Source organism: Photobacterium leiognathi (assembly GCF_030685535.1).
In the GTDB taxonomy this organism is placed as follows: Bacteria; Pseudomonadota; Gammaproteobacteria; order Enterobacterales; family Vibrionaceae; genus Photobacterium; species Photobacterium leiognathi.
Map to the genome: position 1 here is coordinate 2,207,689 of NZ_CP131601.1, position 17,161 is coordinate 2,224,849.

General features: G+C 38.9%; 6 protein-coding genes and 1 pseudogene. 2 read left to right on the forward strand and 5 right to left on the reverse strand.

The window, feature by feature from the left end:
- Positions 1 to 194 precede the first annotated feature (194 nt).
- Positions 195 to 9,215: a DUF11 domain-containing protein gene (locus tag Q7674_RS17160; protein ID WP_305422934.1), complete on the reverse strand. Its 9,021-nt coding sequence runs from the start codon at positions 9,213 to 9,215 to the stop codon at positions 195 to 197.
- A gap of 880 nt (positions 9,216 to 10,095) precedes the next feature.
- Between Q7674_RS17160 and Q7674_RS17165 the strand changes: the two genes are divergently transcribed.
- Both Q7674_RS17165 and Q7674_RS17170 read left to right on the forward strand, forming a co-directional pair.
- On the forward strand, positions 10,096 to 11,676 hold the full coding sequence (locus Q7674_RS17165) for an EAL domain-containing protein (protein ID WP_045062752.1): 1,581 nt from the start codon (positions 10,096 to 10,098) through the stop codon (positions 11,674 to 11,676).
- Complete coding sequence (locus tag Q7674_RS17170) at positions 11,669 to 13,222, forward strand: sensor domain-containing diguanylate cyclase (RefSeq protein ID WP_305422937.1); 1,554 nt, start codon at positions 11,669 to 11,671, stop codon at positions 13,220 to 13,222. The genes Q7674_RS17165 and Q7674_RS17170 overlap by 8 nt, the downstream gene beginning before the upstream one ends.
- A 47-nt stretch (positions 13,223 to 13,269) precedes the next feature.
- Here Q7674_RS17170 and oppF read toward each other — a convergent pair whose 3' ends face one another.
- The 4 genes and pseudogenes from oppF to oppB all read right to left on the reverse strand — a co-directional run bounded on the left by oppF (position 13,270) and on the right by oppB (position 17,149).
- Positions 13,270 to 14,259 carry a murein tripeptide/oligopeptide ABC transporter ATP binding protein OppF gene (gene oppF / locus Q7674_RS17175; RefSeq protein WP_045062748.1) on the reverse strand — a complete coding sequence of 330 codons (990 nt, stop codon included), beginning with the start codon at positions 14,257 to 14,259 and terminating at the stop codon, positions 13,270 to 13,272.
- A complete protein-coding gene (locus Q7674_RS17180) occupies positions 14,256 to 15,224 on the reverse strand; it encodes an ABC transporter ATP-binding protein (RefSeq protein WP_008987536.1) in 969 nt (322 codons plus the stop codon). Before Q7674_RS17180 ends, oppF begins: the two co-directional genes overlap by 4 nt.
- A 76-nt stretch (positions 15,225 to 15,300) precedes the next feature.
- Positions 15,301 to 16,212, reverse strand: coding sequence for an oligopeptide ABC transporter permease OppC (gene oppC, locus Q7674_RS17185; protein ID WP_023931663.1), 912 nt, complete (start codon positions 16,210 to 16,212; stop codon positions 15,301 to 15,303).
- A gap of 16 nt (positions 16,213 to 16,228) precedes the next feature.
- Positions 16,229 to 17,149 (reverse strand): annotated as a pseudogene (gene oppB / locus Q7674_RS17190) (oligopeptide ABC transporter permease OppB).
- Positions 17,150 to 17,161 lie beyond the last annotated feature (12 nt).

Consider the following 17,161-nt stretch of genomic DNA (forward strand, 5'->3'; position numbering starts at 1 on the left):
ACCTAGGGATATAGAACAACAGTAATAGATAGATTCATACGCGCACTGTTATTCATGGCAAGATAAATGGTGAACCAGTGTTCGTTATATTAATAGGTATGGGAACGACTCTTTGATATTAAAAAGAGTCTATAGAAATAGATATAAAAAAAGCTGATGAGAACTCATCAGCCTTTGATTTATCGCTTAACTAATTAATGTTTGGTTTGAACACTGAAGTTAAACTTAGCCAGTGCATTCGGTGTTATACGCTGTACTTTCGGGTTTTCACTGATCACTTTCATTCCTGTTGGTAAAGAATCAGTATCAACTTTTACAAGGAAGTTCTTACCTTTCTTATCTTTCACCCACTGATCTGGAATGTGGTAACGACCAAATTGATCGGTTTCGATCTTAATCCCTTCTGTGGTAATTAAGCGAACCCCAGGAATACCATCTTCATAGATACCCAAGTTTTCAATCACGATCTCCCAAACATAACCCGTTTTCGCTTGGTATAGATTACGTGTCACATTGAGATTCTCTGCTGAAAGCCCTTGTTTAGTATCACCAGTTAATGTGCGCGTGATCTTACCATCAGTACCAAAGTGAACATGAGTACCATTGTTTGTTGTTACGCTAAAGGCAAACGGTGTAGCTGTTGTCGTTTTAAAACGGATCACAGCTTTATTGCCTTGCTTCAAGGTTCGGTTTTGCGACTGACCCATCAACGTTTTAACTGTAATACCACTGTTAATAGGTGCTGCTTGTTTTGCAGCACTCACTACTATAGTTTTACCGTCACGCATTAAAGTTGTTGAATTGGCAACATAATCCCCTTTCGGTAAGTCCGTTTTTACAGTAATGCCTTTTGCAGTTGCATCGGCTTGGAAACCATCGCCATTTAAGTCTTCAAATACTTTACCTATGATAGATGTAGTATCGAATAACTTGTCTGCTTCAATTTCAACCACGGCTTTATCGACATTCGATTTATCTTCACCACGGATCTGTGCAACGGCAGTATTCACATATTTACCAAACGTCACACCTGTGCTTACACGCATAAGGTAACGGACACGCACTTTCTCGCTTGATTTCAGGTTAACCTTTCTAAAGGTTAATTGTCCTGACATCACAGGCTCTTGGCTTAGTAATTCGTCATCTTTGGTATCAAACTCACCATCTGGACCACTATGTACAATTTGTGTTGAACCCGGCACATATTGAAAACCTGCTGGATAATGGTCAACAACTGATACATCATAGAAATTCGCTTTATTGTCGTTTTCTACCATCACTTCGTATTCAACCACATCACCCACTTGTGCTGTTGCTTTTGATGCTGTTTTTGTCAGCTTCAAATCGTACTCTGGCAGCATAGGTTTAACCTTAGATTCAAGCTTAGTAACAGACAAGTTGTGTACATCAATGTGTCCTATCACTTTTCTATCAATGTAAAACGCAGCATAATCGATAACATTAACAAGGTCCTTATCAACTTGAGTGGTAAAGGTATAAACCACTTTACTGTGTGGTGCGATGTGTAATCCTGTTTGTACATCTTTACCATCAGTGTAACTACCTACAGTTGTACCACGATCCGTACCTGTTGCTTTGGTTACGATCTTCCAATCGGTATAAGCATGAATTTGACGACCGTTATAATCTTCTGAACTAACCTTTGAGAACTCACTCATAAAGCCAACATTATTAGCAAATGCATCAGTGTTGTTTTCTAGCGTAATGGTGTAAACCACAGTCCCACCCGGTACATAGATATTTTCGTCTTCACCTACATTGTCATCATCGTAATCCGTTGTCGTGACAATCGTACCTATAATTTCAGGCTCTAATGGCGGGACAAAATTACTTGGTACATCTTGATCATTAACCTGCGCGATATTTTGAATCATGCCATTAGCACTATCTACAACCTTACCTGTTACTTTAAACGTAATGGTTTGTTTAGGTAATAAATCCACCAAGAACTGATTCTCTGTTTGCGCTTCAACTTGCGCCCCTTGAGGTACGGTTTCTGCGATAAACTTAGTGCTACCTTTTACAAAAGCAGGACCGATTGAACCATCGCGATATTTCACCGCTATCGTACTCATATCATCATTAACTACCATGTCATTGATAATATTGTCAGATGTATTAGTGATAGTTAGTTCAAAGCTTAAATCTTTATTGATGGTGTAATACGATTCAACGCTCGCTTTGGTTGCTTCAAAACTGGTTTGCTCAGGCTTAACAGTTGCCGTTGCATATTGTTTGTTCTCACCAAATGTTATGCTCGCGGTGTTAGTAATATCATCAACAATGTCATCAGCAGCAGTACCCATTACGGTGAACGTCACTGTATCTTGCGGCGCAATATCCATCACCACATTCACATCTTTATCTTCAGGTAAGTTTTGTTTTAGCTTGTTTAAAGCAACATCCATCACTTTAGTGTTTTTATCACCAGCAACATAACTCACTTTCCAATGTGATAATGCGGGTGTTGGTTGACCTAAGTTTGTTGTTGCTTCTATCTTGCTGATCAGATCTTGTAGCTCTACATGAGCGGCAAAACCTGCACCAGTATTTTCAACTTTAATATCAAAACCTACTTCACCACCGTTCTTATAAGTCGCGTAGATAGCTTCTTTCGTTAAAATTACTGCACCTTCAATAGGTTCGATTGTCACTTCAGCATTATGATCATCACCATTATTATCAATCGCATGAGCGATATTGGTAATAGAACCAATCACGTTGTTATTCACATTCGCAGCAATATTTACCGTCACTGAAGCGTTAGGCGCGATATCTAAAATGATACTTTCATTGCTTTCTTGCTTAACAACCTTGCTATCACCTAAGTCAGCAATTTTCGTCACAATCGAATTAGCATCAAAAGCACTGCCTGTTAATGGTGACGTTGGTGTACCACCAGCAATTTCAGCTTCAATTTTTGATACTTCATCTTTGATATTAACGCCTGTTGCCCAACTCGCTTTGGTGTTATTCACTGTCACTGTGTAATTTACGGTTTGACCCGGAACAAACTCACTAATATCAGCTGTTTTCTCAATCGTGATTTCACTATCTACAGGAGTAATCGTTACTTCCGCTGGATGGTCTTCACCAGTATTATCGATAGCATGGGCTATATTAGTGATAGAACCAACGACATTACTTTTTACAGTTGCATCAATACCCACTTTAACTAATGAATTCGGTGCAATATTTAAGGTAATATTTTCATTACTTTCTTGTTTAACAACCTTACTCTTACCCAAATCAACGATCTTAATATCAATAGAATTTGCATCAAAAGCACGACCAGTTAATGGTGCAGTTGCGGTTCCACCTGCAATTTCAGCTTCAATTTTTGATACTTCATCTTTTAGATTTACACCTGTTGCCCAGCTTGCTGTACTGTTATTCACTATCACGGTGTAATGTACTACTTGAGATGGTACAAACTCTTTCACGTCTGCAACTTTCTCAATAGTGAATTCACCTTCAATTGGATCAATCGTAACAGTTTCAGAAGGCGTATTATTACTTCCTGCATAAGCGGTATTATCAATTGCACCAATAACGTTATCTGCAACAACTGCTTTTACTGTGAATGTCACCGAGCCTTTCGGTTTAATATCAGCCAATGCGTCAATGTTGTCTGAAGCATTGCTTGTAACAAATGAACCATCGGAAGCTTTCGCTTCAACTGATACAGAGCTAAAAGCCGCGCCTTCATTCGGTGATGTCGCATCATGAGCAATATCAGCTGTAATCGCTGTCAATTCATCTTTGATTGGTAAATCATTCAGCCACGCATCACCTGTATTTTCTACTGTGATGGTGTAGTTGATCTCTTGCCCAGGCGTGAAGGTTTTATCTTCATCTGCCACCTTTTTATGAATAACAAAGTCACTGCTTTGCGGTGGGATCTCCTGCGATGTGTTGTCTAAACCATTAACAAATGCATGGTTAGGTTCAATCACACCAACCGCAGTATCTTTAATCATTGCTTCAACGGTAAAGTACACGGTTTGTTGTGGTGCAATATCCAGTTCAGTATCAAGCTGCTTATTATCTAAAGGTGTATTTACAGGTACAAAGGTATCAGGCAAACCAGATACACCACCTTCAACACGATAAGTAATGCGATAATCGCTATAAGCTGGCTCATTCTTATCACCCGCTACATCAACGTTTACATGTGATACAACGTCTTTAACTGTGATGTCATTTGCCCAGTTATTTGAACTATTCTGAACCTTAACTTCATATGTCGCTTTTTGTCCTGGAAGATAATAACTATTCGATGTGAACGGCTTACCATCAAGCTCAATGACATTCTTTGACGCTCTAATATCTTTAGGCTCAGGTGTTAATACAGCATCATCACTCTTTTTACCGAACACTGCGGTATTGGTAATATCCCCCAATGCATCATCGCTAACAGTTGCATCCACTAAAATCGTAATTTTGCCGACTTTAGGAGCAAGCACAGCCTTAGCTTTAATATCATTCTGACCAGTTGTCAGTGGGATTGTTGTAATGCCACCTTCAAATGCAGGCTCATTAACAGCCCAATGACTAAAAGGAGTACCTGTTGGATCTTGCTTACCGTCACCTGATAATTCAGCTACGTTGGTAAGTAATTTACTTAGCTCATCTTTCAAAGCCATTGTGTAACTCGTACCGTAGCCTTTGTTTGATAACTCAATTTTGTATTGGATTTTTTGGCCTGGTTGGTAAGTCTTAATTTCCTTACCTGCACTATCCATAACAATTTTCGTTAGCTCAACATTGGCTGGTAGCATCCTAGAGATAGGAGATTTAGGGTGTAGCCTGTCTCCAACATTTGCCTCATTTTGGAAAGTACCAACAATGGTAGGTTTAATATGCGCTGTGATATTAAACGTGACCGCATTTTCAGGACCGATATCAACTGTTGTATCAAGTACTTGAGTTGAAGGTGCAAAATCTGCCACTTTACTAAATGCATCTTGATGAGCAAAAGCATGAGCAATTAATACATCATCAAAAACAGGCTCTTCCACACCATTAACGGTTTTTGCTGTGATAGTAGATAGATCGTCTTTTATCGATAAATCATCAATATTCGCAGTGCTTTGGTTAGTAACCGTCACTTGATACTCAATGTAACCACCCGGCATATAACCTTTAAGATCCGGCAGTTTATTTTTCTCGTCATCGTAGTAAGCAACAATCTTCTTATTAGCAATGTATTTTGCAGTAACAGGGTTAGTAACCACTTCGGTGGTATTACCATTTACATCTAAGGCATTGGTAATTGGGCCAACCGCATCCTTGTTTACAACAGCATTAACGCTATAAACAGCAGTACCGCCTAGAGGAATAATGGTATCCGTTGTATTAATACTGCCAACTTGATCGTAGTGACCTGCGAAATACCACGTTTTATATTCACCGCTGTATTTATCAGTTGTTGTCACAGACGAGAACGCAGGTGCTTGATTACCATTAATATCGAGCACTTTCACGTCAGCAAGTAGATCCTTAACATGGACATCAAAGGCATGGGCTTTACCCGTGTTTTTAATGGTTAAGGTGTAATGTAATGGTTTACCTGGTTCATAGCTTTTCTGATCGACCTTCTTTTCAATTTCTAATTTTGGCTCATAAGGTTCAACCACTAAGTCAGGATCGTTATTAAAAGTAATATCACCAACAGCATCGTCACGTACGGTACCTGTAACGGTATAAATCACTTTATCTTTTGGCGCGACATCAATAGTCGTATCGATATTTTTATTATCAGCAACAGTGCCGTCTAACGTGCCATCAGTAGAAGTCGATGGTACATCGTGTCCTGTTACTTCTGACTTCTCTACTGATACTGTGAATTCAGGGCCAGAGCCATGATCAAACGGGTTACCTTCTGAAGTTGTACCGTCTTTATTAATGGTTTTGACCGTTAGACCTTCTAGATTCTCCAAAATGGCTTTATTGTTCATGTAGCCTAAGTTTGAAGACGCCGTGATGGTATAAACGATTTTTGTTTTACCAGGAATATACTGTGTTTCATTCAAATGACGAGTGACATCACCACTCGTAGACGCACGCTGTACAGAAGCTTTAGCGTATGCGGTGATTGGCTCCATCTTGCCATTTCTCAGGGTAAGGTAAGTCACATCTGCGACGTTGTTTAACCACTCATCAACGACATTATCTTTAATAATGACTGTAATTCGGTAAGTTGCATTGTCGCCAGCCTCACCTTTTTTCGCCAATTTCAATTCATCATGTAAATCAACATCATCAGAAAAATGTTCTTCACTTCCCTCACCAACTTGCTTAGTAATCGTCCATGAACGGTAAGGTGTACCAGTAATATCGGCATACTTATTGTCGCCGTTATTAGCAAGTAAAACATCTATACCGATGATCTTGTCGTTAACAACTACATTGTCGACAGCATTCGCACTGTTATTAACAACACGTACCGTCCAAGTGTACTTGTCACCTGGGTGATAGCGTTTAAATTCAGGATCACCGTATTTATAGATACTAATGCTATTGACCGATGTATTATCTTCATTGACATCAACAGAGGCATCAAAATGATCACCCGCATTATCCGTTGCAGTTGCAACGTTAGTGATCTTACCTTTACCTACAGCCTTTTCAGACACTAAGCCTTTTACATGAATACGTAATGTTTGATGCGGTGCTAAATCAAAGCGAGCATTATTAATATCTTTGGTACTTTCACTCGCACTTGCTTCTGAAGTTGGGTAACCAAATAGTTCTGTTCCTTGCCCACGATCGGTTGTTGCTGGGTTCTTCTCATCATCAATGACTTCCCACCAAACTTTCCATTGATCAAAAATACTCAATGATGAAATTGAATCAGATACACGACCATCATTCACATAACCATCACGATCATAATTTTGAATATCAATGGTGTACTCAAGGGGTTGTCCAACCGTATAAACACTGTTCGACACTAATTTACGCAAACGTAAACGAGGTTCAGCTGGAACAACATCAACGTTAGCTGTTTTGATAACTTCGCCTGTACGTGCCAATTTAGCTTGTGCTTGGTTAGTAAACTTGCCCCAAATCACATGATCTTTTCGACGAGGATCAATCTGTGCCGTTACAGTAAATGTTACCGAGCCATCAGCTGGAACATTAATAACACTCTCTAAATCTTTATTATTTTCAGGTGCTTTAACAACTTCCGCCCCACCGTCAGTAGCTATTGATACTGTCCATGACGTGAATACAGGTACCTCTTCAGCTGCTTTTTCAAGTAACTCAGCTTTTATTTGAGAAATAGCATCCGTCACTGTGACATTTTTAGCAAAACCTGCTGGTGCTGTGTTCGTGACTTTAATGGTGTAAGTAAACTCGTCATCGTTATAACCATAAGCACGCCAGCCATCACTATTTGCGCCTTTAACATGCTTCTCTATGTTTAAATTTTCTAAACGTGGCGTGGTAATAACGGTCGATTTACCTTGCTGTTTACCCTCACCTGCATAGGCCGTGTTAGAGATAACACCAACGATGTCTTGTTTAGTCTTAGCGGTAACAATGTATTTCACCGACTCATTCGGGAAAATGGTTGCTTTTACATCAATAGGTTTTTTATTTAAATCACCATTAACATCAGGGTTTGAATGTTCACCTTGATCTGTGGTTACACGAATACTCCCTTCAACAAATGGATATACCATCTTACCGTCAGCATTCTCTGCCTTGATTTCATCTAATTTATCAACCACAGGAATATTAAGTAACAAACCATTCGATGGGTTTTTTACTTCAATGGTATAAGTAATATCTTCACCCGGAGTGAACTTGTCTTGATCTACCGATTTCTTAATTTGGATCTTACCCTTTGGCATATCAATACCAGAGCCAGATTCATCAAAGTCATCACCACAAGCATTAGAATCTTGAATATGTCCAATCGTGGTGTCTTTCACTTTTGCTTTGATCGTATATTCGATATAAGAATTGGGCGCTAAATCGACAACAAAGTTAATGTCATCGGTTCTATGTGCCGACGGGTTATTCGCAGCAACACCTGCATCAGTACCTTTATCAGTATTTTGTGCATCAATACTGTCGATATACCAATACTCAAATGGCGCCTCATCAGCACCTGTCGATTGCGTAGTAGTAGGACATGTCATCAGCTTATCTAATAAAGTAATGTTATTAGCAAACTTATGCTTATCTGTATTTTTAACTCTTAATTTATAAGTAATTTCGTTACCCGGTGAATACTCACTTTCAATGACTCTTTTCGTATTCTGTGTCGTATTCACAAGCTGGGTATTTGTATTCACTAATACCGTTTCAGCAATTTGCTGATTCTTTGCATCAAGCAATAGCGCTTTATTACTGATCTCTGCAATAGCAACAGCTGTTGTTGTCGCTGTCACCGTATAGGTAATTTTACCCTTAGCAGGTAATGTCACTGTGTCATCAAGATCAGCCTCTTTAAGAGGAGAAGACAATGAAGAATCAGCACCGTTTTCAACGGCAACAGCAATATCCCACGTTGTAAACGGGCTAGACTTATCTTCGTCAGTATGTGACCAGTTATTATTGTCGTCGATATTATTATTTGCCGCTTGTGACTGGATAGATGAAAGCGTATCAATCACATGATAATTACGTGCAGTACCTGCATGAGCAGCATTTTCAACCACAACGGTATAAGTAATTTTCTTACCTGTTTGATATGCCGAATTAGCAACGGTTTTAGTAATAGAAAGATCTGGCTGTAAATAATGAGTGACAACAGCATCTAGTTCCTTTTTAAACCAGAAACCCTTTTTAAATGAAACATGCTCACTGGTATTAATATCGCCGATAGCATTTTCAACAGTCTTAGCTGTAATGATATAACTAATAGACTCAGAAGGAGCAACAACAATATTTGTCGATACTAAATTTCCAGAAGTATTAAATACACCAGCATCACTATTATCACCAATAGTATCGACTTTATTAGAAACAGAAGAAAAGGCATTACCTTCTACTCCAGAATCAAGCATCGTAGTGATATCTGCAATTGCTGCATTTAACTTTATATTTTTATAAGTAGTATCTTCAGAATTATTTTTAATGGTTAATGTATATTTGACTGATGAACCTGCATCATAATTTTTTGGTGCACTTATTGTTACCGCCAAATCATCGGTAATATTAGCTTGTGCTGGTAGCACAGATAAACCAGTTATACATATCAATAAAGATAATATGAATCTTACTAATGTTGATAACAAAGGCATAAGCTTTCCGTATATCTTCTTATTAATTATTTCCACACCTTATTAATGCTGACTAGGTGTCCCTATGAATTAACATTAACAAGAGAAAGATACAGGGTTAACTCATATGTTATGAATAACATTGAATTGAAAAATCAGAACAAGCCGTCATTTTTTAAAAGCACTTTTAAACAAGGCCCCCCCATCACACAAAGATCAAAACCAAATAAAAACAATAATTTAAAAATTAAATGCAACTTAAATTAAAATAAAAAAAGCTAAATCAAAGAAACTAACAGGGCAAAAAATCAAATTTTAAAAGTGCTAGTATCCCCAAAAAAGACCTGGATAAAAGATGTTTACCACAACTAAAGACCATGTAATTACAAAGGACAATATATACAAATTTGCTTATTACTCGACGAGACTACATACAAAACACACCTGCAATAAAATACCAATAAATAACATAAATAGTAAATATCAATCAAACTAGTACCTTAAGAATATAGATAATCAAATAACAGAAATTTATTTGAATAGCGACTTTCAAGACATAACAAATTTATAAAGCATTTAACCTTAATATCAATTATATTATGATATTCTCATACCTATAAATTAACTCAGACAAAGACGTTATTACTTTTACAGTTAAAGGTATTTACACACAGAGAAATCTCGATATGACAGCCAAAACCCAAGATAAACAAACATAAAAATAATTTCTTTCACATAAAGTCTATGTTCAGATTTTTTCAGAGCTATTTAATAGCGTATTAATACTTCAAACTTTATATTGTCGCTTTAAAGCACTACACCTTGGTTGAGTATCATGATCGTAAAGTTAAAACGTCTTTCTTTTACTTTTTTTAATTGTGCGGTTGGCTTTCTTAGCTTAGCTATAGTGCTAGTTTTAGCTACCTTGTCATCTGAACAAATCAGCACTCAGCTATTCCAAACTCATCTTAAGTTTCTCGAAAACCAGCGTTTTTATGACTATATCGATCAAGTAAAAAAGACTTCAGTGCTACTTGATAACCTACAATATAGTCTTTCTTATACCTGCGATGCTCAAGATATCACTGAACTTGAAAAAATCAGTTACTACTCGCCTCAGATCGCATCAATTCAACTTATTACTAATAGCGGTTTAAAATGTAGTGATCACCGTGATATCGATGCGTTATATGCCCACCCTCTTCAAATTATCGAATTAGATCCTCAAATTATTCTCATCGCTAATAAGAAAAATAATAAGTCGATTGTCCAATACAAAAAGCATATTTTAGGCGGCAACGTTATTGTTGATATTGCTCAACAGCCTGTTAATCCTTTACTTGCTGGATTGCCTAAAAATAGTTGGATTCAAATTATTGAAGGCAATAATGTCGCATTATTTACGGGTAATCGAAAAGGCTCACCTAACGAAATATTCTCAAAAGACATTACCGCAAGTGATGTTAATCATATCGTCAAACCCATTTTATCCATGTCGTTGAATAATAAAGCATGGCTAAAATATTATGCGACTCCTGAAGCAATTAAGACTTATCGCAATATTATTAAGCCTTATTTACTCTTTTTACTTGCGCTGTTTTCTAGTGCCTTGATCTACCTGTGTTACCGTCGTTATCACAGTACCAGCATCATTAAGTTCTTGATTGAAAATGCGATTAAACAAAATCATCTGGTGCCTTATTACCAAGCGATTGTCGATGCCGATAAACAGCAAATTTGTGGTTATGAAGTCCTGATCCGCTGGGAAACCAAAAAAGGCAAGGTGATCTTACCGGATGAGTTTATTCCACAATGTGAAGAGAATGGGGCAATCACGCCTCTTACATTCCAACTGGTTAATACTGTTGCTAAAGATATCCGTAAACTCGAAATGCTGCACCACGGTAAACCTTTACCTTTTTATTTCAGCATTAATTTAAGTGCCAGTGTGCTGCAAGATCCTGAGCTCGTTCAGATCACCCGTGAAGCCCTACAACATTATAAAATTGCTGCACATAACATAGCGTTTGAGTTAACGGAGCGCTCACCAATTAAAGATATTGAGTTAGCAGGTAAAATTTGCCAACAACTCAATGATATGGGTATTCAAATCAAACTTGATGATGTGGGCAATGGATATTGCGATTTCCTTGCTCTACAAAAACTACAAGCAACGACAATTAAGATTGATAAGATCTTTATTGATGAACTCGATTGCAATAACAAAAATACCATTGTGAGTTCATTGGTTGCCTTTGCTGATAAGGCTGAAGTCGAAGTCGTAGCAGAAGGTGTGGAAACAACAGAGCAAGCTAACTGTCTATTAGCGATGGGGATCCACTATCACCAAGGCTACCTATACAGTAAACCACAACCATTTAGCCTTATTTGTCAGGAGTTTACTACTGATGAATAACAACAATCACAGTATTTTAGAAGAACAACAAACGAGTTGGTTTACCAAACATTTTGTAGTAAGCCACTACCTATTAAACCGTGTGATTGTTTTATCCATTAATGTATTACTGCTGACTTTTCTTGTAGTGATGAATACGCAGCAAGAGATCAGTGCAGCCAAAGAATACGTGCAAGGTAACTTGAACCAAATAAAGAAAAGCATTATTTCATTGGCTTATCGTAATGAGCGTTATGCACGTACTTTTTCTAAGCAAATAACCACATTACAAGCACCACAGACGTCTGCTTTAGTTGATGTCCATTACTATCCAGAACTTAATGAATTTGGATTCAACCGTAATGTCTATCCAAGCAATTTACTCAACGGGAGCCTTATTGGTGCAGGTAAACCTACAGATGAGATAGAAAAGGAAACCAATTTTTTTCCTTTTTTAGATGATCTGTGGAGCCAGCAACACCAGAATTCAATTAAGTATAATTACTACTATATTTCGCATACATCGAAATATTTCTATTTATCCACCAAGTATTCAGTGAGTGATTTTAATACCCGTAAACATTTTTTTTCGACGTCGCTATATAACCACTATCGCTCAGATACCAACGAGCAATATCAAAATAAGGAAGGCTTTTACTTTACCGCGCCTTATACAGACTACATTACCCATGAAAAAGTGATCACGTTAAAATCACCTGTTCACAAAGCTCGGCAAGTGATTGGTGATATTGGTGTAGATATTCCAATCGCATCACTACGCAGCGCGATCACCCTGCCTCGTAATTTTAAGGCTTATCTCACCTTGTTTTTTAATAACAAAGCAGAAGACAGTCAGATTAATATCTTACAGGGCAGTAAAACAGCGTTAGGGCCTTATCTCACCATGAAGGTCGATATTGATGAGCAAAACGCTATTTGTGCACATCTGTCTATTTTGTTTTTCCTAAGTTCAGTTATTCAAAATATCATCATCGGATTGGTGATTATCTTTTTATTAAACTACATGTATTCGCTACTGAAGAAGTATCAATTTCAAAAAAACCACTTTCAACTTGAAGCATTTACAGATTCTTTAACTGGGCTATTTAACCGTCGTATCATGGAAAAAATACTGCCAAGATTAGTAAAGGAATATCAAGATAAGAAAACGCCCGTTTCAATTATCGCTATTGATGCTAATGACTTTAAGATCATTAATGATACCTATGGTCATGAAATTGGTGATAAGGCACTGATACATATAGCCAATAACATCTCACATTTAAGTCGTAAGTCTGACATTGGGTTACGATTAGGGGGGGATGAATTTTGTATTGTACTGCCCGATTGCCCATTGGATAAGGCGATGAGAATGGACAATCGGTTATCCATTGCTATCAATCAAAGCCGTTTTTGCGAGCATAATGTACAGACGAGTATCACGGCAGGTTGTATTGAAGTGACTAAAAATGAAAGCTTAAACGATGCGTTAAAACGCGCTGATCATATTCTGTATCAAAATAAGAAAAACAACAAAATCACAGAGCAACTGAAAAAATACCAATAAAAAAACGGCTTCTATATTGGAAGCCGTTTTTTCTAATTAAGCATAATTTACGCTACATGTAAGCATGACACCGCATGAACATCACTACCTTTTAGTTGCGGCTTTTGCTCTGCACACAGTGATGTGGCATTTGGGCAACGTGTTCTAAATACACAACCTGATGGTGGATTCATTGGCGATGGTAAATCCCCTTCAAGCAATTCGATATGCTTGTTACGTTCCAATTCTGGATCTGGGATTGGCACAGCAGACATTAATGCCTTGGTATAAGGGTGCTGAGGCTCTGCAAACAGGGCTTCACTCTCCCCCATTTCAACCGCATTACCTAAGTACATCACCAAGACACGATCTGAAATATGTTTTACCACAGACAAATCATGAGCAATAAAGATCAAGCTTAAGCCCATCTCTTTTTGAAGCGATTTCAGAAGGTTGACTACCTGAGCCTGAATAGATACATCCAGCGCAGATACAGGCTCATCACAGATGATCATTTTAGGTTTTAAGATAAGCGCTCGCGCAATACCAATACGCTGACACTGACCACCAGAAAACTCGTGAGGATAACGGTTGATCACATTAGGTAATAAACCCACTTTTGCCATCATGGCTTGTACTTGTTGTTTCACTTCATCGGCTGGCAGGTTTGGATAAAACGCTTTTAGCGGCTCTGCAATGATTTCCCCTACTGTCATACGTGGGTTCAACGATGCCAATGGATCTTGGAAAATCATCTGAATTTCTTTACGTTTTTCACGTAACGCTTCATTTTTTAATTTCGTCAGATCTTGTCCAAGCCACACTACTTGTCCGTCAGTGGCTTCAACTAAACCAATAATGGCGCGGGCAAAGGTTGATTTACCACAACCTGATTCGCCTACTACACCTAATGTTTCACCTTCATAAATACGAACGTTAACACCATCAACCGCTTTTAATTTGATAGGTGGCGTCCAAGGCCAAGCTGATTTTGCTGCAATGTTGAAATGCACTTTTAAGTCATTTACATCTAACAATAATTTCTTTTCTGCACTCATGACAACGCCCCCATTTCAGAAAAACATGCACGTAAACGACCGTCGGCAAATGGCGTTAAAATCGGTGATTCTTGTTTACAACGATCAACTACACGGTGACAGCGATCTTGATAAGGACAGCCTGTTGGTAAGCGCAATAAGTTAGGTGGATTACCCGGAATGGTTGGCAGATCTTCACCCGTGGTATCTAAACGTGGAATCGCACGCAGTAGACCTTCCGTGTATGGGTGACTTGGTTGGTAGAAGATTTCGTTGATCTTACCGTACTCCATAGTACGCCCAGCATACATAACCAATACTTTGTCACAGCTTCCTGCCACAACACCTAAGTCATGGGTGATCATGATAATCGAGGTATTAAAGTCTTTTTTCAGATCGTTCAATAGCTCCATGATCTGCGCTTGCACCGTAACGTCTAGCGCCGTTGTAGGTTCATCAGCTATCAACAATTTAGGACGACATAACAATGCCATTGCGATCATCACACGCTGACGCATACCACCCGAAAACTCATGGGGATACATGGTAATACGCTTGCGAGCTTCCGGAATTTTCACCGCATCAAGCATACGAACAGATTCTTCAAACGCTTCGGATTTACTCATATTTTTGTGCAGCATTAACACTTCCATCAGCTGATCGCTAACTTTCATGTAGGGATTTAGCGATGTCATCGGATCTTGGAAGATCATCGCAATTTGTTCTGCTCGAATGTGGTTGAGTGCTTTCTCTGGCAAATTTAAGATCTCATTACCTTCAAACTTGGCACTACCACTGATCTTACCGTTCTTCGCCAGTAAGCCCATAATGGCAAACACGGTTTGGCTTTTACCTGAACCTGATTCGCCCACAATACCCAAGGTTTCACCTTGATTAAGCGAGAAATTAAGATCGTTAACTGCAGTAACAATACCGTCAGGCGTGGTGAATTCGACACGCAGATCTTTTACATCTAATAAGCTCATATTACGTCCTTATAATGAAGCAAGCTGATCAACTTTATTGTTCTATCAGCCTGTGTTACCAACCTGCTTCATCCTGTTATCTATCTTTTGGATCCAATGCGTCACGTAGACCATCACCTACGTAGTTAAAACAGAACAAGGTCACGACCATGAAAGCAGCTGGGAATAATAGCTGCCATATAGCAACTTCCATTGTTTGTGAACCTTCTTGCAGTAAAGCGCCCCAACTTGTCATTGGCTCCTGCACCCCTAAGCCTAGGAAACTTAAGAAAGACTCTGTCAAGATCATCGATGGCACCAGTAAGGTTGAGTACACCGCTACAATACCTAATACGTTAGGTACAATGTGACGAGTGATAATACGCCAGCGACTAACACCACACACATGCGCCGCTTCAATGAACTCTTTACTGCGCAGTGACAAGGTTTGACCACGAACGATACGTGCCATGTCGAGCCATGAAATCGCACCAATCGCAATGAAGATCAGCATGATATTACGACCGAAGAAGGTCACTAACACGATCACGAAAAACATGAATGGGATTGAGTATAAGATCTCAAGAATACGCATCATCACACGATCAGTACGACCACCAATAAAACCTGATGCTGCGCCATATAACGTACCAATCACTACCGCAACCAGTGCCCCTAAAATACCGACCATCAGTGAAATTCGACCACCAACGAGAGTTCGGGTATACAGGTCACGACCTAGACTATCAGTACCAAAGAAATGTCCTTCTGCACCAAACGACGGTGCAGCGTGCAAGGCATACCAGTCGGTATCATCAAAGGCATATTGGCTGAACATTGGGCCAAAAATAACTGCCAACGAGATCATTAATAAAATAGCTAAAGAAATCATCGCTGCTTTATTTCGCATAAAACGCGAACGAGCATCTTGCCATAAACTACGGCCTTCAATTTCCAAGTTATCTGAAAACTTCTCTAAGGCTTCTACATTATCTTTTTTCATTAACATCATAACTTTCAGCCTCTTAGTAACGGATCTTCGGATCAATTGTCGCAAGAACAATATCCACAATGGCGTTAAAGATGATGGTTAATGAACCAATCAGAATCGTAATACCAAGCACCAATGAATAATCACGGTTAAAGGCAGCATTCACGAATAACTTACCAATTCCCGGCAAACCGAAAATGGTTTCGATAACCACAGAGCCAGTAATGATGCCGACGAACGCAGGTCCCATGTATGACACAACCTATAATAGTGCAGGCTTTAAGGCATGTTTGATCACAATGTAGGGGTAACTTAAGCCTTTCGCACGAGCAGTACGAATGAAGTTACTGTTTAGCGTTTCAATCATGCTACCGCGAGTAATACGGGCAAACGTCGCCACATATAACAACGCCATACCAAACATAGGTAGCAAAATAAATTTAGTTGAACCGTCTTGCCAGCCACCAGCAGGTAACCATTGAAGTTTAATTGAGAAGATATAGATCAATACAGGCGCGAGAATAAAGGATGGCATCACCACCCCCGCCATGGCGGTGGACATTATAGTGTAATCGAGCCAGGTATTTTGTTTAAGTGCCGCAATGGTACCAACCGTTACCCCCATCACAAGGGCGAAAATAAAGGCAAAGAAACCAATTTTTGCTGATACCGGTAGTGCTTTTGCTACCAATTCATTAACGGTGAAATCTTTGTATTTAAAGGATGGGCCAAAATCACCTTGGACAATGTTGCCAAGGTAAGTGGTGTACTGCTCAAACACAGGTTTATCTAACCCGTATTTCGCTTCGATGTTAGCCATGACTTCAGGCGGAAGAGGACGATCACTTGAGAATGGGTTGCCAGGAGCAAAGCGCATTAAGAAGAAAGAAATCGTGATCAATACCAATAACGTCGGTATGGCTTCTAAAATCCGTTTAGCAATGAATTTAAACATAAACTCTACCGT